We start from the raw sequence: 20,662 nt of genomic DNA on the forward strand, positions 1-20,662 counted from the left end.
TCCGCTGCCTCGACCACCTGTTCCGATCGCAACAAAACGACAAGGCCCGCTAAATTGCGGGCCTTGTCGTTTTAACCGCCACTACACGCGCTACGTTGCAGGCTTGGCCGTCGTTGCAGGTGCTGCCGACGTTGCCTTCGGTGCGGCGTTGTCGTGCACGGTGTCGTGCAGACTGTTGCCTTCGTAGTCGACCGGCGGGTTGCCCATCGCATCGAACAACGTTGCCGTATCGGCGAGCCGCTGCGCACGTGCGCGTACGTACTGCACGCGTGCACTCTGATACTGCTGCCCTGCACTCAGCGTTGCATAGAACGGCGTCGCACCGAGCTTGTATCTCGAGTCCGTATCGCGCGTCATGCCTTGTGCGGCGTCCATCGCACGACGCGTCTGCGTCACGGTGTTCGCATCTTCATCGAGCGAGACCAGCGTGTTCGCCACCGTCTGGAACGCGGACAGCACCGTCTGCTTGTACTGCGAAACCGCGACCTGATACGACTCTTCGTATTGATGCTTACGCGCGACGAGCGCGCCGCCGTGGAAGATCGGCTGCGTGAGGTTCGCACCGATGCTCCAGATCATGCCCGCGGGCGACGAAAACGTCGTCCAGTCAAAGCCGCCGCGACCGTACGAGGCCGAGAGCTTGAGCGTCGGGAACATCGACGCCGTCGCGGCGCCCGCCTGATCGGCCGCTGCGCGCAACGCGGCTTCGGCCGCGAGAATATCCGGCCGCTGATGAACCAGCTCGGACGGCACGGCCACCGGCACATTCGTCGGCAGATGCAAATCGTCGAGCGACAGCGGTTCAGGCGCCTTGTCCGGCGTGCGGCCGATCAACACCGCTTGCGCGTGACGCATCGCGAGCAATTGGGCGCGCAACGCGGGCAATGTCGCCGCAGCATTCGCCGCATCCTGCTCGGCGCTCAACGCATCGTCACTCGACGCGCCACCAAGCTTGTACCGTGCAGCCGTTTGCTGCGAACGTTGCTCGCCGAGGTCGACCAGCTTCTCGGTCGCAACGACCTGATCGTTGAGCGAGGCCACATTGATCGTCGCGATCACGATATTGGCGGCCAGCGTGCGACGCGTCGACTCCAACTGAAACGCCTGCTGTTGCACTTGACCCGCGAGCGCACGGTCAGCGAGCAACGAGGCCCCGAAAAAGTCGAACGTATAGGACGCCTGGACCTGCGCGACGAACACGTTCTCGAGGAAGGTTTCTTCCGTCGGCAGAATCGGAATGCCAAGCGAACGCTGGCGCGACGGCGCGAAGCCCACATCGACGCTCGGGAACAAGTTGTTGCCGATCTCCGAACGCAGCCCCTCCCGCGCGGACTTCAGCGAATGCTGAGCCGCCGCGAGCGACGGACTGTTCGCAAGACCTTCGTCGACGAGCGCATTGAGCGCATCGGAGTTGTAGCCCTTCCACCACTCCGGCACGGGTTGCGCACCGACGTCGAGTTGCTGAGACACGCCATCCGCCGCGGGCAGCTTCGCTGCCTGCCCCTGCACCGAGTAATGATCGGGCGATGCCATCGCAGGCGGATTGCGATCGGGCCCGAACAGGCCGCAGCCTGCGAGCGCCAGCGTCAGCGCGCCGAGCGCGAACGTCGTATTCAACGAAATCACATGTCGACCGGGCTTGTTCATGCTGCCTCCCGCGGTGCTTCGTCCCGCTTGACGCGGAACCACAGCGCATAGAGCGCCGGCAGATAAAACAACGTCAGAATCGTTGCCACCGTAATGCCGCCCATCAGTGCCGTCGCCATCGGACCAAAGAAGTTACTGCGCAACAGCGGAATCAGTGCGAGCACGGCGGCGGCGGCCGTCAGCGTAATTGGCCGGAACCGACGCACTGTCGCGCCGATGATCGCGTCGAAACGACTGTGCCCGCCCCGGATGTCCTGCTCGATCTGATCGACGAGAATCACCGAGTTACGCATGATGATCCCGAACATCGCGATCGTACCCAGCATCGCCACAAAGCCGAACGGCATGTGGAAGAGCAACAGCGCGAGCACCACACCGATCAACCCGAGCGGCGCAGTCAGCACCACCATCAGCACGCGGCTGAAGCTTTGCAGCTGGACCATCAGCAGCACCAAGACCGCCACCACCAGCAAGGGCATTTCGGCATTGATCGATCCCTGCGCCTTGCCGTTTTCTTCCACCGCGCCGCCGATTTCAATCCGATAGCCGATCGGCAACTGCTTGCGCAGTTCGCCGAGCTTCGCATCGATGACGTTGGTCACATCGATGCCCTGCTTGTTGTGCTGAACGTCGGACTGCACGGTAATCGTCGGCTGGCGGTCGCGTTCCCACACCACGCCGTACTCGAGACCGTACGTAAAGCGTCCGAGCGCAGCGAGCGGCACAGCCGTGCCCGACGGCGAAGGCACCGCCAGGCGTTCGATCTGCGAAGGATCGATACGATCGCGCTCAGGCGCTCGCAAGTCGACGCCAATCAGCTTGTCGCGTTCGCGGAACTGCGTGATCGTGTAGCCCGTCAGCGACATCTGCAGATAGTTGGCGATATCTTGCGACGAGATATTGAGCGCGCGCGCCTTGTTCTGGTCGACTTCGAAATGCACCGAGCGCTCGGCGGGTTCATCCCAGTCGTATTGCACGTTCACCGTATCGGGGTTCGCGCGCATGATCTGCGCGACCTGATCCGACAACGAACGCACGGTGCCGATTTCCGGGCCCGTCACGCGGAACTGCACGGGGTAACCAATCGGCGGGCCGTTTTCGAGGCGGCTGATCCGCGTGCGTACCGACGCGAAATCATTGCGCAGCACGACGTCGAGTTCCTGTGCGAGTTTCTCGCGATCCTTGATCGTCTTGGCGGTGATCACGAACTGCGCGAAATTCGGCGACGGGAGCTGTTGATCGAGCGGCAAATAGAAACGCGGTGCGCCCGAACCGACGAAGTCGACATAGTGATCGATCTCGGGTCGCTTCGAGATGACCTGCTCGAAGCGCTGCGTCTCACGCAGTGTCGCCGCAAACGATGCACCTTCGGGCAAGCGGAAATCCACCAGCAACTCGGTGCGATCCGAACTCGGGAAAAACTGCTGCGGCACGAGCGTAAAGCCCGCGAGCGCCACGATAAACAAGACAATCGTGATGATCAGCACGCGCAGGCGACGGTCCACGCACCAGCCAATCCACCCGCGCAGGCGCGTATAGAACTTCGTATCGTAGATATCGTGATGCTCGTGCTTGATGCTGCCGTCTTCATGATGACCGAACGCACGACGCGTCGGATGCTCGGACAGAATGCGATAGCCCAGCAGCGGAATCACGATCACGGCCGCCAGCCACGATAACAATAGTGCGATCGCCGAGACCTCGAAGATCGACCGCGTGTACTCGCCCGTTGCCGACTTCGCGAGCGCGATCGGCAAAAAGCCCGACACCGTCACGAGCGTACCGGTGAGCATCGGAAATGCCGTGCTCGTATAAGCGTAGGCCGCGGCGCGCATGCGATCGAAGCCCTGCTCCAGTTTGACCGCCATCATTTCGACCGCAATGATCGCGTCGTCGACGAGCAGACCCAGCGCAAGAATCAGCGTGCCCAGCGACACCTTGTGCAAGCCGATATCGAAGACGTACATGAACAGCGACGTCGCCGCGAGCACGAGCGGAATCGAAATCACGACGACCATCCCGGTGCGGACCCCGAGGCTGATCAGGCTGACGACGAGCACGATACCGATGGCTTCGGCCACGGCTTCGACGAAGTCATCGATCGAATGCTTGACCGCATGCGGCATGCTCGAGACTTCCGTGAGCTTGAGACCCGCGGGCAACGCTGCTTGCAGACGCTTGATCGTGCCGTCGAGCGACTTGCCCAGCGCAATCACATCGCCCTTGGGCGCCATGGTCACGCCGATGCCCAGCACGTTCTTCCCCCCAAACCGCATGTATTCGGTCGGAGGATCTTCAAAGCCGCGCTTGATCGTGGCGATGTCACCGAGGCGAATCACCCGGTTATTCACGCGAATCAGCGTATCGGCCAGCTTGTCGACGTCCTGGAACTGGCCGCTCGGACGGACGTAGACGCGATCGGTCGACGTCTGAAACACGCCGGCTGCCGCGACGGCATTCTGCGCGTTGACCGCATCGGCGATCTGTTGCGGCGTCAGCCCCAGTTTGGCGAGTTGCGCGTTTGCAATCTCGACGTAGACGCGCTGTTCCTGGTCAGCCAGAAAATCGACCTTGTTGACGCCCGGCACACGCAGCAGTTCGACACGCAAGCGTTCGGCGTAGTCGTGCATCTGCGCGAAGTTGAACCCGTCGCCTTGCAGCGCATAGATGTTCGTGTAGACGTCGCCGAACTCGTCATTGAAGAACGGTCCCTGCACACCGGGAGGCAACGTGTAGGCGATGTCGCCGACCTTCTTGCGGACCTGGTACCACGTGTCAGGCACCTGCGACGGCGGCGCCGCATCCTTGATCGTGAAGAACAGCTGCGATTCGCCGGGGCGCGAGTAGCTGCGCAGGAAGTCGACGTCCGGCGTTTCCTGCAGCTTGCGCGCGATCGTGTCCGTCACTTCTTCCTGAACCTGACGCGCGGTCGCACCCGGCCATAGCGTGCGGATCACCATCACCTTGAAGGTGAACGGCGGATCTTCGGACTGCGCGAGCTTGCCGTACGACAGCACGCCAAACAGCGTGATCAGCGCAAGCAGGAAGGTCACCAGCGCCTGATGGCGCAGTGTCCATGAAGACAGATTGAAGTGATGCGCAACTTCAGCGGGTTCAAGCGGCGGCTGCGCGTGCGCATCATGGCCGTCGTGCGATGCATTCGATGCGGTCGGCGTGCCTGATGCAGTCGACGCACCTGATGCACTCGACACATCTGATGTGGCCGATGCGCCCGATGTGCTCGTCGTGCCTGATGTACTCGACGTGCCCGACGGATTCGATGTGCCTGATGACGCACCCGATGTGTTCGATCCACCCGGCGTCTGCGAGTCGCCGGGGGTGTCGTGTCGCTCGTCGGTCATCGTGCGGCTCCCTGCGGTGCCGGACCGTCGACGTCGCCTTCGCCGCTGAAGAGCGGCTTCACGGGCTTCACATGCTGGCCCGCGAACACCGTGTGGACACCGGCCAGCACGATTTGCTCGCCATCGCGAATGCCATTCACCAGCGTCGTCGTGCGTTCGCCGTAGCTGCGCACATCAACAGGACGCAACTCGAGCGTCGAATCGCTTGCGCGAACAACCCATACGGCCGGTGTGCGACCTTGATGGAAGATCGCTGTCGACGGTACCGTGAACGTAGGCCCACCGTTGCCACCTGCATGAGCCACAGCCGCAGACGAAGCAGACGATGCAGCACCCGCAATGGCCGCACCGGATGCAGCTTGCGGCGCGAGCACAGCGTCCCCCGTCATGCCAAGGCGAACTTCATTGCCCGGCTGCGCGAGCGTCAGTTTCACGCGGAAAGTACGGCTTTGCGGATCGGCGGCCGGTGCGATCTCGCGGACCTTCGCGTCGTAGCTGCGACCGGGCAAGGCCTGGAACGTCACCGTCGCAGCCTGACCGACCTGAATACGTCCGAGATCACTTTCGGCCGCATCGAGAATCACATCGACATCACCGCTCCACGCGAGTCCATAGACCGCCTGACCCGCAGACACGACCTGACCCGTATCCGCGTTTTCGCTGGTGATCCAGCCGTCGTGGTCCGCACTCAGCGTGTTGTACTGAAGATTGTTTTGCGCGACGACGAGTTGCGCCGCAGCCTGATCGCGACCGGCGAGCGCCGACGCGTAGTTGTCCTGTGTCTGCTCGAGTTGATTCGTTGCGATCAGGTTCTGCGCGGCTTGCGCTTTGTCGCGATCGAGCTGCTGCTTGGCAAACACGAGGCGATGGTCTGCCGCATCGAGCGAGGCTTGCGCGCTCGCAGCCTGCTTCTGGGAGTCGGCCGGATCGAGTCGCGCGACGACCTCGCCCTTATGCACCGTATCGCCGAGACGGACTTTGCGCTCGATAAGCTTGCCCGCGATCCGGAACGACATCACGTTCGAATAGCGCGACTGGACTTCAACGGGATAACGCACCGCCAATCCACCTGCCGTTCCCGCGTCGGGATGCACGGGCAACGCCACCACCACGGCCGGCGGTGCGGTCTGCTCGGCTGCCCGATGACAGGCCGAGAGTGCCACCGTGCACAGCGCAACGGTCGCGATCTTTTTCATGGACGCATGGATGTGCCCGCGCGCGGACGTCGTCACACGCGCATGGGTCGTGCCCGAACGCGATGCGCCCGGTCCGCCGAAGCGATTGAAATCGGCACTGGCCCTCAGGGCCAGCGGCGGACGATGCCGCGAGGCGGCACGAGACAACAGGTCCATCACGTTCACGACGACTCCTTTTAGCGAAGCTTCGAGGCAACAGCGATGATGCGCGTACAACGATGTGGAGCGGATGCTGAAAACGTTGCAGCGGCAGTTACGCTCGTTCGCGATATTCGATTAAGTCCTGACTACAAAGCCGCTGCGATCCCCGATGCGTTACGGCCACACTGACGCTTTCAAACGGCAAGGAAATACATGCACGCATCTTAATACACAGTTGTATCTCAATTCAATCCCGAACTTGGATTTGGACATGTATGTGCTACGATCCGAGCCATGACCCGCAAACGCTTAACAAGAGAAGAAAGCCGAGACCAGACGCGCCAGCGCCTGCTGGACGCGGCTGAGAAGCTCATCGCCAAGAAAGGACTCGCCGCCACGAGCGTCGAGGACATCGCCGACGCCGCCGGTTACACGCGCGGTGCGTTCTATTCGAACTTCGGCGGCAAGAATGATCTGTTTATTGAATTGCTGCGCCGCGATCATCAGCAAGCCACTGATGAGATGAATGCGTTGCTGAGCGACGATATTCCCGTCGATCAGTTACAAGAGCGAACGCGCGAGATGTATAGCCAGCTCTATCGCGATAACGAGTGCTTCATGAACTGGACCGAGGCACGCATGGCGGCGGCGCGCGACGCGAAGTTCCGCGTGAAGCTTTCTGCGCTGATGCAGGAAAAGCGTATGCAGATCGCGAAGTTCATCGAATATTTCTATGGGCGCGTGGGCGTCCAGCCGCCGGCCTCGCCTGAAGAGATGGCCATGGGCTTTATGAGTCTCGTGGAAGGGGTCACGCTATTTATGCTGTCGACCCCGCAGGACATGAATGCCGCGCAGGCCGAGTCGATCCTCTCGTTGTTTGTCGACTCGCTGATGGAATTGGCGGTCATCAAAGGCAAGTCGCACAAACGGGCCTGACCGGGACGACCTGTGCGGTTGCATAGCGCGTGGACTACACCGACCGCGTTTGCGGCAGCTTGATGCGGCCGGTGATGAGTGCCGCGCCGAGCAGAATCACGACACAGCCGACGATCATCATCGCCGTCACGTGTTCGCCAAGGAACACGGCGCCCCAGATCATGCCGAAGATCGGGATCAGGAACGTGACCGATGCGGCGTGCGCAGCGCCGACATGCGCGATCAGCCGGAAATACAGCACGTATGCCACGCCCGTGCACAGCAACCCCAGCAGGATCGTTGCGCCCCATGCGCGCGCCGAGACAGGCGCCTGCGGCAACGTCAGCAACGCGGGCACCGTCAGGATCAATGTCGCGAAGAACATACTTGCGAAGGCAACGGTCATCGGCCTGACACCGACGAGATGCCGCTTCGAATAGTTCGCAGCGAAACCATATGACAGCGTCGCGACGAGCACGGCGCCGATCGCGCTCGGGATCGTGCCGCTCGACAACGTCAAGGTATCGGACACCAGCACCGCGACGCCCCCGATGCCCAATACAAGCCCCAGCACCGACGTACGCGTGAGCGGCACGCGGAACCAGATCGCAGCGATGGCTGCCGTCCAGAGCGGCGTCGTCGCATTGAGAATCGAGTCGAAGCCCGCGTTCAGGTACAGCATCGAGTAACCGAACATACAGAACGGCAGCGCCGAGTTGGTGATGCCGACGACCAGCAACGGCTTCCAGGCGCGCCGGATTTCCGACCGCGCAGTGCCATCGAACACGATCATCGGTGCAAGCATCAAAGCCGCGATGCCGACACGCAGCGCAATCATGACGACCGGCCCGAACTCAGGCGCGGCCACACGCATAAACAAGAACGACCCGCCCCAGAGGGCGGCCAGCACCAGCAATTCGACTGTGTTGCGATTCATTCCCGCACCGTCAAGCAATTGAAAGGATAAATTGTACGGGACTCGGCAACGGGCCAGACACCGGGCCTTGGCGTAAGTCCTGCCGCAGTGCCGGGACATATGCCTCTGCCACGGAGCCTATGACAGAACAGTGATGCGCCCACTCCTGCCGCACCTCAGGTCCGCACCCCAGGTCCGCATCTGCCGGACCCGATCACCCGCCCGTCAGATCGAACGCCGGACGCCGGTCCGCTACGCCGCGCTTTTCGAGTGCGAGCAGCTTTTCCTTGCGATCGAGGCCACCTGCATAACCCGTCAACGCGCCCGAGTGTCCGACCACCCGATGGCACGGCACGATCACACTGATCGGGTTGTGCCCGACCGCCCCGCCCACCGCGCGTGCCTTCTCTTTCGGAAGGCCGATCTGCAAGGCGATATCCCCGTAGGTCGACAACGCGCCGTATTCGATCGTCAGCAACGCCTGCCAGACACTCTCCTGGAACGGCGTGCCCCGTGGTGCGAGCGGTAAAGAAAACGTCGACAGCTCGCCTGCGAAGTACGCCTCCATCTGCTCGCGCGTCGCGCGCAGCACAGGATGATCCGGAGCGTGTCGCCAGCCCTTGAGAACCGGCGCGTACTTCTGATTTAAAAACCAAAGTCCCATCAATGCTTCGCCCTCGACCGAAATGAGCATCTCGCCGAGCGGGCCTTCCATCAAATCGTAGCTAGGCATGGGTGTCCTCCTGCTCATGTGATGACTTCGAACCGGCGCCGCGCACGCGTCGCGCTCTCGCCGTCGACGCCGGGTCCGGAGCATCGGGTTGAACCTGTTCGGCCTGGGCGGACGTTCGGGTACCGCGTGCTTTTCGCAGCTTGGCCTCCGTCGCTATATCCGAAGCATCACGTTGAATCTGTTCCGCCGACGCGCTCACACTTTTGACACGTGCGCGTCGTGGCTTGGCCACAAGCGTCGCGGCCTTGGCATCGGCCAGCGCTTGCTTGGCCCGTTCGAAATGACGCCACAGATGCACGATCGCGTATCCGCGCCACGGCGCCCACTGCGTCGCGATCTCGGTCGCTTCGGCAGCGGTCTCGACACCGAGTTGCTTGCGAATGATGAGATCGCCCGCAGGGAACGCGTTCGGCCACGACAACGCACGCATCGCCACGTATTGCGCGGTCCAGTCGCCGATGCCCTTGATGGCCAGCAGGCCGTTGATCGTCGGCTCGAGCGGTTCGAGCGGCGCCAGGCGAAGCCGCTCGGACGCGACCTCGACGGCCAACGCATGAAGCGTCTGCGCGCGCGCCTGCGTCAATGCGCCGACTTCGCGCAGACGCTCGACACCCGCTTCCGCAAAACTCGCCGCCGTCGGAAACGCCACACGCACCGGTGAAGAGATCGCTGTTTCAGCATCGGCCGATCCATCGACTCGCGCACCTGCTGCGACCTTCACAACAGCGAGACGTGGCCGACGTGACGCAGCGATTCCATCAGTCGGCTTATCATCAGCTGCCTGAACATCAGTCGCCTGATCATCATCAAGCCGCCGCCCGAAGGCCTCGGAGAAACGCGCCAGAATCTTGCGTGCGTGCAGCACCGAGATCTGCTGACCGATCACCGCGCGCACTGCGATCTCGAATCCGTCGACGGCTCCGGGCACGCGCATGCCGGGCAAGTCCGCGGCCAGCTCACCGAGCACCGGATCAATGATGTCCGGCCGGCAATTGAGATCGAATACACGACGCATCCCCGCGAGCACCGCAGGCACGACAGACGACAGCGCGGTCGACATCACCACCTCGACGGCGCTGCGCCCGGGCAGGTTGCGCACCTCGACCCATCCAGTGCAGACGCCTTGCGGACCCTCGAAGCTCACCACGCGCCGATAGCAAGAGTGCTCAATCGACTCCACGCCTTCGATCTGCCGATGTGCGAGAAAGCCGAGCACCGCATCCCACGCGTACGGCGGACGATAAGCGAGTTCGAACCGGATATTGCCGCTGGGGTCTCGCGCGTTCCCGTTGCCACCCGAGTCTCGTGTACCCGGACCCTTGTCGTCCGTGGCCTTGCGAAACCGCCCGGGCGCGAGCCGGTAACGGCTTAGAAAAAGCGAATTGAACCGCCGCACACTGCCGAAACCCGCCGCATACGCGATCTCGCTGAGTTCCATCGAGGTATCCGTCAACAGCCGCTTCGCAAGCAGCAAGCGCTGCGTCTGCGCATATTCGACGGGGGTCACGCCGAACTCGGCGAGAAAGATGCGTCGCAGATGCCGCTCGGATACGCCCACGCGCTCAGCCAGCGCGGCGAGGTCGGTATTGGCGAGAAAGCCTTCGTCGATCAACGACGCCGCCGCGTGCGCGAGCCGCTTCGACACGTCGAGCACGCCGAGCCCCGGAGCGAGTTCGGGACGGCAACGCAGGCACGGCCGGAAGCCGGCCTTTTCGGCGGCTGCCTGCGTGTCAAAAAACTGACAATTTCGCGCTTGCGGCGTGCGCACGGCGCAAACGGGCCGGCAGTAGATGCCAGTGGAGGTGACGCCGACGTAGAACCAGCCGTCGAAGCGGCGGTCCCGTGCGCACACGGCCTGATAGAGGGCTGTCTGATCGAGTTCCATGGACGTCACTCTATGCCACGCCCCGGAACCTGTCTGGCCATTTTCGGACATCAGTATCGGAATACGGGCGTGGGCCGTCACCGGCGCACGCCCGCGTCCCCCTGCCACCGTCATCGCGGTATCGACGACGGCTCAGGAGCCCGTGTTATGCACGAGCGTTCGAAGGCCTCTCACCTAACCCGCCATCTCCAACGCCGGACTCCGCGCCATTTCGACCTGCATGCCCGCAAACAGCGTCTGCGAGATCTCGATCCCGCGCAGCAGCCCGCGATGCACATCAGCTGTCTGTTCACCAGCCGCGTATTCACTGATCAGCTCATCGAGCACGCGCGCATGCTCGACATCGGCCTCGCAATGGATCTCGATCGTGCGCAGATCGACAAAGCGCATATCACTGCCCAGCGATGCGAGGCAGTCACGCCAGAACGGGTACTCGGCCGCCACCCAGCCCTCGACGCCCGAGAACGCACCCACGCTTTGCGCATCGTTGCCTTCGGCAATCAATTCGTAATACGTGGCATAAGCCTGATGCGATAGTCGCCGCGATGCCGCGTCGAGCGCCGCCGTGTCCGATTCGCTCAAATAGCTGCGATACACATCGGTACGACGCAACGTCGTGATGAAACGGCGATACAACTCTCCATGTTGGTTATCCCAGGCTGTAGCCTGTCCGCCGACACAACCCATTTCATCCAGCAAGTTATCGTAAATAAATGCTTTCGCGCGTTGCCCTTTAAGCGCGGTAAATAGTGTGCACACGAATGGCGCAAATCCATACGCAAAGTGCCCATAAAGCTCGAAAAACTGAAGCAGAGCCCGGGGATTTTCACGCATCAAGTCGTTTACCGGATGACGCGTAATCAACTCTTCACGAAGTTTGAGTAGTGCGGCCGTGTTCGCCGGTAAGGCGTGCGGGCCGGTGTGGACGGCGCTCGCCGTGAGCGTCTGAATATCTGACGACCGGTTCAGGGCGGTGGTAGTCAAAATCTTCTCCTTGATAAGGAATAGCGAATCGCCGGACAGAAAAATCCGACAGCCGTGGAACAATCCTTGCAAATCAGCGCTTTAATCGCTGTTTGAAACTGTCCGGCTCCAGCTTATCCAGACCCAGCCCCCTTGATTTGTCTGAGCGTGCAGGGAATTGTTTTCTCACGCTGAAGTAGAATCGGCGCCCGCAATTGAGTGTCCGGGAAGACTGACTCCGGGGGAATCGATGGCCGAATCCGAAACGACGATCGTGCCCGTGCTACCCGAGCGTCTGCACGAGCGCGCCGACGATCTCGTCAGCTGGCAGTCGCTGCTGACCGAATCCATGCTGCCCGGACAGGTGCAGACCTCGACGACGCTGGCGATCGGCGAACTCGGGATCTCGCGCCTGCTCGGCGGCGGCGCCATCGCTTTTCTGTCGGTTGCGCCCCAGGAGATCGCTCACCGGCGCGAACACCTGCCTCGCGACAAGCAGGAAGGCTTTCTGATCCACGTCGTACTCGAGGGTGTCGGAGAGATCGAACAAGACGGCGTACGCCTTCGATTCGGCCCCGGAGACATTTCGTTTCGCAGCACGGCCCACCCGTCGAGCGTGCGCTTCGAGGGCCCGTCACGCCTGGTTGCGCTGCGCGTGCCGCGTGAACGCCTGGAGGGTCATCTCGGTGCCGTGACACGCATCGGCCCTCGCGTGTGCCCGAGCAGTTCACGATTTGCGCGCGTGGTTCACACGTTTGTCGAGCAACTCGTGCCGTGCTTTTTCGAGGCCACCTTCGAACCCGTGGCCGCGCTCGAACAGTCGCTGTTGTTGCTGCTCGCCACGACATACTGCATGACCCATGCGCCGGCACTGCCCGCCCCGGTGCGCGCCCTCGCGACCGAACGGCGCTGGCAAACCCTTGTCGCGCACATCGATGCTTACCTCACGCATAACGACCTGTCGCCGACCAGTTGCGCGCGGGCGCTGAACCTGTCCACTCGGTCCGTTTACGCTTTGTTCGCCGAAAGGCAACTGCGCTTCTCACACTATGTTTTAGAAAAGCGGCTCGAGCTCGGCCGGGTTCAACTCGAAGACACAAGGCTCGCGCGCCTGAGTATTGCTTCACTAGCTTATCGTTGCGGCTTCGCCAATGCGGCTCATTTCACCCGTGTGTTTACCCGCCGATACGGCATGTCACCCGGCAACTGGCGACGCTTGTCCGAGAACAATTCATAAAAATGACGGCGTGCGATGTCGCGAGACGGCACTTGGTGTGCCAAACCGCTTGCGCACGAAAGTCCCGACATGCACAATCCGGCGGGTCCGCAAACAAGTGCGGCGCGCCGGGCGTACGTTTTGGACGGTCGTCCGGATTCAGGCGTTTACCCTTTCAGGCTAAAGAGCGTTGACGCAACCTGTCGCGCACGCTTGAATGGATGCAGGTGCAGGTTGTCAGAGAGGCTGCATCGCAGAGCTGAAATTTAGTGATCGTTTAAACAATGACTCCGTACTCCGAAGCGCCTTCCACGCACCGCGTCGAACGGCCTGCCTCGCTCGTCGAACAGACCGTTCAGCGGCTCGCACGCAATATCGTCTCCGGCCTCTATGCCGGAGAGACGTTGCCCACGCAGGATGAACTTGCGCGCGAGTTCGAAGTAAGCCGAACGGTCATGCGTGAGGCACTGTCGATGCTCGTATCGCGCGGCATGCTCGACGTGCGAACCAAGACCGGCACGCGCGCGCGCCCCATGCGCGAATGGCAAGTGCTCAACCGCGACGTCGTCGAATGGCGATTCCTGCGGACGCCCGAAGACGAATTCATGCGCGATCTGGTCGACTTTCGCGTCGAGATCGAAGTGCGTGCGGCGCGACTCGCGGCCGAACGCGCGACCCCCGAAGACCTCGCCGCGATTCATGAAGCGTTCGCGATCTTCGAAAAGCACAAGGTAGACGACCCTGTCTTCATGACGGTCGACGAAAACCTGCATGCGGCCATCCTCAAAGCCAGCAACAACCGCTTCTTCGACCAGATGGCGCCGATCGTTCGTGCAGCACTCGGTCTGGTGAGCAAGGCACAACGCGCATTGCCGCAGATGGGTGACCAGGTCATCGAGGCACATCGCAAGGTGGTCGTTGCCATCGAAGCGCGTGATGCGGATCGCGCAGAAGCCGCGATGCGCTCGCTGCTTTCGCATATGTGCGAAGACGTGGAGTACCTGATCAACTCGCGTTCGCGGTAAACAGCCATGTGCAGGCGCATGACCGATCGGTCATGCGCCTTCTTCCGCGTATCCCACCTTTCCCGCTGCATCCCCTCACCATCTCCGCACCTCTCGCTGTGCCCGCATCTCTTGCTGTGCCCCCATCTCTCGCCGCCTCGCATCTCTCGTCGCATCCCCCGCAGCCCTCGTTGCATCCCTCCGCCCCCATCCGCGTTCACGCACGCCCCGTTCTGGGGATCGATGCACAACCATCAATCGCACCGGTCGCCCTGGCTCGACGCGTAACGAGCTAGCCGCGCCTTTTCCTGATTGACACGAAACCCGCGCCGCGCAAGGCGTTGCGCCCTCCCCAACTGCGTCTGAATACGCGTTGGCATCAGTCGTGCTTTGAGCGTCGCATCTTGTATTCAAGATTGAACGCATCGGTGCTGTCGAGACAGCCGCCGTGGGCTTGCTCGCACTTTCGATTCGCGAGCGTTTCATTCGCACACGCTGGATTGCGCCTCGATTGCAAGTCGTCGATGGCAAGTCGATAGCCCCTCGAATGCGTCACCCCCTCACCGACACACACGGATACCGCCATGACGAATCGCCGCAGTTTCCTCAAGCAAGCAGGTCTGTTGACGCTCGGTACGGCGCTGCCGTTCGAGTCGTTGTTCGCGGCCACGCCGCTGACGGTGGGCGTGATCTACGTCGGCGCACGCGGCGACTACGGCTACAACCAGGCCCAGGCCACGGCGGCCGGCGTGATCAAGAAACTGCCGAACGTGAAGGTCGTCGAAGAAGAAAATGTGCCTGAAACCGTTGCAGTTCAGAAAACGATGGAAGCGATGATCGAGCAGGATGGCGCGACGCTGATCTTCGCGACGTCCTTCGGCTATTTCGATCCTCACGTGCTCAAGATGGCGGCGAAGTATCCCAACGTGCGTTTCGCGCATTGCGGCGGGCTCTGGAAACAAGGCAACCCCGCCAACATCACAAGCTACTTCGGCTATATCGACGAATGCCAGTACCTCAATGGCGTCGTCGCGGGACACTCGACGAAGTCGAAGAAACTCGGCTTTGTAGCCGCCAAGCCGATCCCGCAGGTCCTGCGCAACATCAATTCATTTACCCTCGGCGCGCAATCGGTCGACCCGTCGATCACCACGCACGTGATCTTCACGGGAGACTGGTCGATGCCCGTGAAGGAAGCCGAGGCGACAAACAGTCTGATCGATCAGGGCTGCGATGTACTGACGTGCCACGTCGACGGTCCGAAGGTCGTCATCGAAACCGCCGAGAAACGCGGTGCGATGAGCTGCGGTTATCACGCAAGCCAGGCAGCACTGGCCCCCAACGGCTACCTGACGGGCGCCGAATGGGATTGGGCCACACCGTACAAGGCGCTCGTCGCCGATGCTCAAGCGGGCAAGGCACAGCAAAACATCATGCGCGGCGGCCTCAAGGAAGGCTACGTGAAGATGTCGCCCTATGGCGCGAAGGTCGCGGCCGACGCAAAGGCCAATGCCGACAGCATCAAGGCCAAGATGGTTGCAGGCGACTTCGTGATCTTCAAGGGACCCATGAAAGACAACAAGGGTGGCGTCGCCATCGCAAGCGGCACCACGCATATCCAGACCGATTTCACGCTCGAGAGCATGAACTACCTCGTCGACGGTGTCGTTGGCCAGATCTGAGGCGCGTCGTCATGAGTCACTCGTTGATTTGGGTCGATCGTTGTCATGAGCCGCCCTTCGAAATGAGTCTCGCTCTATCGAGCGTTTCTGCTTTGGGGGCTCGGGGTGCAGGCTTTGCTGCCTCGCATCCCTGCCCCGCAAAACGCTCTATACCGAACGTCATCGCCATTCAAGCTAAGGAGCCGCCATGCGCCCTGGCCCGACTTCCGCGCGCCTGATTCTGGGTGTGCTGCCCGCCTTGCCGACGGTGCTCGCAATCGCGGGCACGCTGGTGCTGTTCTCGATCTTCCCGCTCTTGCAGGGCGCATCGGCGCTCGATGCGATCGGCCTGATTTTCAAGGGTGCGTTCGGGTCTTCTTTCGCATGGCAAAGCACGCTGCTGCGTGCGGCGCCATTGATGCTGACTGCTCTGTGCGTCGCGTTGCCCGCGCAAGTTGGCCTCGTCGTCATTGGTGGTGAAGGCGCGCTTGCGCTTGGCGGGCTCAGTGCGGCCGTTGTGCCGCAATGCTTGCCGGCAGGCACATCCTGGCTCATCGCGATACCGCTGATGGGCATCGCGAGCATTATCGCGGGCGGGCTCTGGATCGGTGCGGTCGGCGCAATGCGGCAACTACGCGGCGTCAATGAGACGATCAGCAGCCTGCTCATGGCGTATATCGCAATCGCCGTGTTCAAGCATCTCGTTGAGGGTCCGCTTCGCGATCCGGCGAGCCTGAACAAACCCTCGACATTACCGATTCCAGACGCTTTGGCGATCGGCTCGATGCCAGGACTCGAAATGCACTGGGGCCTGCTATGGGGTGTGCTCGCGTGTATCGCCGCCTGGGTGTTCGTCAGACATAGCACCCAGGGTTTCGCGATGCGTATCGTCGGCGGTAACCATCGCGCGGCGCGTCTGGTCGGTCTGCCCGTCAGCAAGCTTGCACTTGGAGCCTGCGCACTCGGTGGGGGCGCCGCGGGCCTTGCGGGCATGTTCGAGGTGGCCGCTGTTCAGGGCAGCGCGAATGCGTCCTTGCTTGCGGGCTATGGCTATAGCGGCATCCTCGTGGCCTTTGCCGCGCGCCAGAACCCGCTCGCCATCATTGCCTGCGCGATCATGATCGGCGGTATCGAAGCAAGCGGCAGTCTGCTGCAACGGCGCCTCGGTCTGCCCGATGCGACCACGCTCGTGCTTCAGGGACTCCTGTTCGCCAACCTGCTCGCATGGGAAGCGCTCGGCGGACGCATGGCAGCCTGGCGCGTCGCATTGCAGGCGATTGCCGAGACCGCACTCCCTGCCCAACCGGAGGCCTCTCATGCCTGATATGCAATCGCCTGTCGTCGTGCTTGTGCTCTCGCTGTTTGCGGGCGCCATTCGCGTCAGCACGCCCTACTTGTTTGTGAGCCTTGGCGAATGCCTGACCGAGAAAGGCGGACGCGTGAACCTCGGACTCGAAGGCATCCTCGTCTCGGGTGCGATGAGCGGCTATGCGGCGAGTTATCTGCTCGGTTCACCGTGGCTCGGTGTACTTGTCGCCGGGGGTGTCGGCCTGCTGTTCGGCTGCCTGCACGGACTCGTCTGCTCGTTGCCGCGTGTGTCGGATATCGCCTTCGGCATCGCGTTGATGCTGCTCGGCACAGGCATCGCGTTCTTCCTCGGCAAGCCGTTTATCGAACCGCAGGCGCCGATGCTGCCGTCAATCGATCTCGGTGCGTGGTCGACTTCGCCTCAGTTGCACAACGCACTGCATATCAATCCGCTGTTTGTGATCGGCATCGTGTTGTCGATCGTCCTTCAATGGGGCCTGCGCAGCACGCGCTGGGGCATGACACTGCGGCTGGTCGGCGATCACGCCGAGACCGCGCGGGCGATGGGCTATCCGCTCACAAGAATCCGTATCGCGGCGACGGCAGTCGGCGGTTGCTTTGCGGGCATTGGCGGCGCGTATCTGTCGCTCGTTTATCCGGGTAGCTGGAACGAAGGGCTATCGAGCGGACAAGGTCTGATGGCCGTGGCGCTCGTTATCTTCGCGCGCTGGCAGCCGATACAGTGCCTGTACGCGGCGTTGCTGTTCGGCGCAGCCGGCGCGCTTGGGCCTGCGTTGCAAGCGGTTGGCGTGACACATGGCTACTACCTCTACAACGCCGCGCCTTATGTGCTGACGCTCGCGCTGATGATCATCAATTGCCGTCCGGATCGCACGCTGGCGGGTGCACCAGGGGAACTCAGCCTGACGCGTTAGCTGGGCCCGAAGTTCTCAATTGAACCGCAGGCCGCAATTGAAGTTCAGGTGCTCAATGAGCCTCAGGTGTTGATCGAGCATCACCCGTTAGTCGAGCCTTACCCGCTGAAAGGAGGTGCGTCATGTCGAGCGATATCACCCGGTCTGAGAAGCGATCGACGCCTCTGCTTGGCGCGCTTCCCCTCGCCGACGCCCCGGCGCTGTTGCCCGGCGCGATCAATCCCGTACGCGCTAATGCACCACGCGCGCTTGGCATCGAAGTGCTCGGCGCGACCAAACGCTTCGGCGCGTTTGTTGCGCTCGATCAGGTGTCCGTGAAGGTACGGCCCGGCACCATTCACGCGTTGCTCGGCGAAAACGGCGCGGGCAAGAGCACGCTCGTCAAGGGCCTCGTCGGCTACGGCCTGCTCGACGCCGGCCAGATCACGGCAGATGGACGCGAAGTGCATATCGGCTCGCCGCGTGACGCACAGGCGCTCGGCATTGGCATGGTGTATCAGCACTTCACGCTCGCGACCGGCTTGTCCGTCGAAGAGAATCTGTTACTGACGCGAGGACGCTTGCCGTGGCGCATCGACTGGGCCGCGGAGCGCGCAGCGCTCACCGACTTCATGGCGCGCATGCCATTTCGATTGCCGCTCGATGCGCCGGTGTCCGGGCTTGCGGCGGGGGAAAAGCAAAAGCTCGAGATACTCAAGCAGCTCTATCTGCAACAGCGGTTTCTGATTCTCGACGAACCCACATCGGTACTCACACCGCAGGAAGCCGATGAAGTGCTTGGCTTGATGCGCGAGTTGACTTCACGCGGCGAACTCAGCGTGCTGATGATCACGCACAAATTCCGCGAGGTCATGGACTACGCCGAGGACGTGACCGTGCTGCGCAAGGGCCGGCTCGTCGGATCCGCATCCGTCGCGAGTACAAATCGGCAAGAGCTGGCAAGCTGGATGATGGGTACGGCAACACCAGGCGGACCTCCGAATTCCGCCGTCCTCGCCGAAATCACTTCGGAACGCGCGCCGCGTCGTCCGGTTGATCCGCGTGCGCCCATCCGTCTCGAGCTGCGTCACGTATCGATCGACGACGACCGCGGACACCGCGCCGTCAAGGACGCCTCCCTGCACGTGCGATCGGGAGAAATCGTGGGGCTTGCCGGGGTGTCGGGTAACGGACAAAAGGAACTGGTCGAGGCCCTGGTCGGACAACGCAAGCTCACGAGCGGCGAGATGACGGTTGCCGGTGCGCCCTACCACGCAACACGTACGGAGATGACACAGCGCAAGCTGTTTGCGATCCCCGAAGAGCCCCTGCGGAATGCATGCGTAGCGAACATGAGCGTCGCAGAAAACATGGCCCTTCGTGACTTCGACCGCGCACCGATGCGCTCAGGGGGATGGCGTCTGAACCGTCGTGCGATCCGTGAACGCGCGCTGCAACTGATCCGCGATTTCAACGTCAGACCGCCCGCACCCGAGCGCGCGATCGGCACGCTGTCAGGCGGGAATGTCCAGCGCGCCGTGCTCGCGCGCGAGCTGGGTCAGCCTGTCGATGTGCTGATCGTGGCGAACCCGGTGTTCGGCCTCGACTTCGCATCCGTTGCCGACATCCATGCGCGGCTGCTTGCTGCGCGCGACGCGGGCGCTGCCGTCTTGCTCGTCAGCGAAGATCTCGACGAAATCCTCGAGCTCGCCGACCGGCTGCTTGTGATCGCCGAGGGCCGGCTCGTGTACGAAACCCCGGCAGAAGGCGCAGAGCGCGCGGTGCTCGGGCGACACATGGCGGGTCACGGGGAAGACCCTGCTGTTGGCGGCTTTCATGCCGAACCGGTCGGCTCGCCGGCTTAGCGGACCAGGCGGCACAGCGCCATTTCGATGCACCTGTAAAGCAGCTTCAGACTCATCGCAACAGACAGACCCATTGCAGCAAACAGACCGATCGCACCATTTGCACCAATCGAATCAGGGATGCCATCCATGGACAACACCGATCTCGCACAAGACGAGACAGGCGACACAAAACTTGAGGCGGGCGTAGCCAGTGCCGTGAATGCAGTGGCCGCGGCCAACGCAGCCAACCCGCTTGCCGAACAGGTCTACCAACAACTCAAACAGGACATTTTCAGCTTCAGGCTCCTTCCCGGCGATCGCTTCTCCGAGAACGGCATCGCGCAGTACTACGGGGTATCGCGCACCCCCATGCGCGATGGCCTGTTCCGTTTGCAAAGAGAGGGATACCTTGAAGTCGGTTTCCGGCGCGGCTGGAAAGTCGCGCAGATCAACTTCGAGCAACTCGACCAGCTCTACGACCTGCGCATCGTGCTCGAACTCGCCGCATTCGAGCGCATTGCCGCGGGCGACGCACCGCATGCCGCGATCGACACCCTCAAGTCAATCTGGTGCATCGACCTCACGGAACGCGAGAGCGATCCGGTCACCATGTTCGGCATGGACGAAGACTTTCATCGTCAGCTCGTCGCCGCGACGGGCAACAACGAAATGCTTCGGGTGCATAACGAGGTGACCGAACGCATTCGTATCGTGCGGCGACTCGACTTCGTCAAACCCCACCGCACCAGTGCGACGTACGACGAGCACGCAAAAATGCTCTATCTGCTCGAGCGCAGCCGGATCCAGGAAGCCAGCATCCTGTTGCGCGCGCATATCACACAGAGCAAGCTCGAAGTACGCCGCATCACGCTATCGATGCTCGCGGCAGCCCGTGATCAGAAGCTGCCGTTCGTGTCGTAGTGGGGGCAAACGTGTCTTATACGATGCGTCGCC

At 62.1% G+C, this 20,662-nt stretch carries 16 protein-coding genes; 8 read left to right on the forward strand and 8 right to left on the reverse strand.

What is annotated here, in order from left to right:
- Nucleotides 1-90: 90 nt before the first annotated feature.
- Genes ACMFWR_RS23145 through ACMFWR_RS23155 form a run of 3 tightly spaced genes read right to left on the reverse strand, consistent with a single transcriptional unit; the run spans nucleotide 91 to nucleotide 6,217 of the window.
- Nucleotides 91-1,647: an efflux transporter outer membrane subunit gene (locus ACMFWR_RS23145; protein ID WP_413197027.1), complete on the reverse strand. Its 1,557-nt coding sequence runs from the start codon at nucleotides 1,645-1,647 to the stop codon at nucleotides 91-93.
- Nucleotides 1,644-5,009, reverse strand: a complete 3,366-nt coding sequence (locus ACMFWR_RS23150; protein ID WP_413197028.1) for an efflux RND transporter permease subunit — start codon at nucleotides 5,007-5,009, stop codon at nucleotides 1,644-1,646. Before ACMFWR_RS23150 ends, ACMFWR_RS23145 begins: the two co-directional genes overlap by 4 nt.
- The gene (locus ACMFWR_RS23155) at nucleotides 5,006-6,217 is read right to left on the reverse strand and encodes an efflux RND transporter periplasmic adaptor subunit (protein ID WP_413197327.1); all 1,212 of its coding nucleotides are present in this window, start codon (nucleotides 6,215-6,217) and stop codon (nucleotides 5,006-5,008) included. Before ACMFWR_RS23155 ends, ACMFWR_RS23150 begins: the two co-directional genes overlap by 4 nt.
- A 423-nt stretch (nucleotides 6,218-6,640) precedes the next feature.
- Between ACMFWR_RS23155 and ACMFWR_RS23160 the strand changes: the two genes are divergently transcribed.
- Entirely contained in the window at nucleotides 6,641-7,282 is a 642-nt protein-coding gene (locus tag ACMFWR_RS23160) for a TetR/AcrR family transcriptional regulator (protein ID WP_413197029.1), read from the forward strand.
- A gap of 34 nt (nucleotides 7,283-7,316) precedes the next feature.
- Here ACMFWR_RS23160 and ACMFWR_RS23165 read toward each other — a convergent pair whose 3' ends face one another.
- The 4 genes from ACMFWR_RS23165 to ACMFWR_RS23180 all read right to left on the reverse strand — a co-directional run bounded on the left by ACMFWR_RS23165 (nucleotide 7,317) and on the right by ACMFWR_RS23180 (nucleotide 11,851).
- Nucleotides 7,317-8,198 carry a DMT family transporter gene (locus tag ACMFWR_RS23165; RefSeq protein ID WP_413197030.1) on the reverse strand — a complete coding sequence of 294 codons (882 nt, stop codon included), beginning with the start codon at nucleotides 8,196-8,198 and terminating at the stop codon, nucleotides 7,317-7,319.
- Nucleotides 8,199-8,391: 193 nt separating this feature from the next.
- The gene (locus tag ACMFWR_RS23170; RefSeq protein WP_413197031.1) at nucleotides 8,392-8,910 is read right to left on the reverse strand and encodes a methylated-DNA--[protein]-cysteine S-methyltransferase; all 519 of its coding nucleotides are present in this window, start codon (nucleotides 8,908-8,910) and stop codon (nucleotides 8,392-8,394) included.
- Nucleotides 8,903-10,795 carry a DNA-3-methyladenine glycosylase 2 family protein gene (locus ACMFWR_RS23175; RefSeq protein ID WP_413197032.1) on the reverse strand — a complete coding sequence of 631 codons (1,893 nt, stop codon included), beginning with the start codon at nucleotides 10,793-10,795 and terminating at the stop codon, nucleotides 8,903-8,905. Before ACMFWR_RS23175 ends, ACMFWR_RS23170 begins: the two co-directional genes overlap by 8 nt.
- 174 nt (nucleotides 10,796-10,969) lie before the next feature.
- Nucleotides 10,970-11,851, reverse strand: a complete 882-nt coding sequence (locus tag ACMFWR_RS23180; RefSeq protein WP_413197033.1) for an iron-containing redox enzyme family protein — start codon at nucleotides 11,849-11,851, stop codon at nucleotides 10,970-10,972.
- 157 nt (nucleotides 11,852-12,008) lie between these two features.
- Between ACMFWR_RS23180 and ACMFWR_RS23185 the strand changes: the two genes are divergently transcribed.
- The 6 genes from ACMFWR_RS23185 to ACMFWR_RS23210 all read left to right on the forward strand — a co-directional run bounded on the left by ACMFWR_RS23185 (nucleotide 12,009) and on the right by ACMFWR_RS23210 (nucleotide 19,726).
- Entirely contained in the window at nucleotides 12,009-12,995 is a 987-nt protein-coding gene (locus tag ACMFWR_RS23185; protein ID WP_413197034.1) for a helix-turn-helix domain-containing protein, read from the forward strand.
- 263 nt (nucleotides 12,996-13,258) lie between these two features.
- Nucleotides 13,259-13,999 carry a FadR/GntR family transcriptional regulator gene (locus ACMFWR_RS23190; protein WP_413197035.1) on the forward strand — a complete coding sequence of 247 codons (741 nt, stop codon included), beginning with the start codon at nucleotides 13,259-13,261 and terminating at the stop codon, nucleotides 13,997-13,999.
- 563 nt (nucleotides 14,000-14,562) lie between these two features.
- Entirely contained in the window at nucleotides 14,563-15,660 is a 1,098-nt protein-coding gene (locus ACMFWR_RS23195; RefSeq protein ID WP_413197036.1) for a BMP family ABC transporter substrate-binding protein, read from the forward strand.
- Nucleotides 15,661-15,847: 187 nt separating this feature from the next.
- Nucleotides 15,848-16,963, forward strand: coding sequence for an ABC transporter permease (locus tag ACMFWR_RS23200; RefSeq protein ID WP_413197037.1), 1,116 nt, complete (start codon nucleotides 15,848-15,850; stop codon nucleotides 16,961-16,963).
- A complete protein-coding gene (locus ACMFWR_RS23205; RefSeq protein WP_413197038.1) occupies nucleotides 16,956-17,882 on the forward strand; it encodes an ABC transporter permease in 927 nt (308 codons plus the stop codon). The genes ACMFWR_RS23200 and ACMFWR_RS23205 overlap by 8 nt, the downstream gene beginning before the upstream one ends.
- Before the next feature lie 122 nt (nucleotides 17,883-18,004).
- The gene (locus ACMFWR_RS23210) at nucleotides 18,005-19,726 is read left to right on the forward strand and encodes an ABC transporter ATP-binding protein (protein WP_413197039.1); all 1,722 of its coding nucleotides are present in this window, start codon (nucleotides 18,005-18,007) and stop codon (nucleotides 19,724-19,726) included.
- On the opposite strand, the gene ACMFWR_RS23215 is transcribed toward ACMFWR_RS23210, so the two are convergent.
- Complete coding sequence (locus tag ACMFWR_RS23215; protein ID WP_413197040.1) at nucleotides 19,723-19,857, reverse strand: hypothetical protein; 135 nt, start codon at nucleotides 19,855-19,857, stop codon at nucleotides 19,723-19,725. The genes ACMFWR_RS23210 and ACMFWR_RS23215 overlap by 4 nt on opposite strands.
- Between ACMFWR_RS23215 and ACMFWR_RS23220 the strand changes: the two genes are divergently transcribed.
- Entirely contained in the window at nucleotides 19,856-20,629 is a 774-nt protein-coding gene (locus tag ACMFWR_RS23220; protein ID WP_413197041.1) for a GntR family transcriptional regulator, read from the forward strand. The genes ACMFWR_RS23215 and ACMFWR_RS23220 overlap by 2 nt on opposite strands.
- Nucleotides 20,630-20,662: the final 33 nt, after the last annotated feature.

It is taken from the genome of Pararobbsia alpina (genome assembly GCF_965118125.1).
In the GTDB taxonomy this organism is placed as follows: Bacteria; Pseudomonadota; Gammaproteobacteria; order Burkholderiales; family Burkholderiaceae; genus Pararobbsia; species Pararobbsia alpina_A.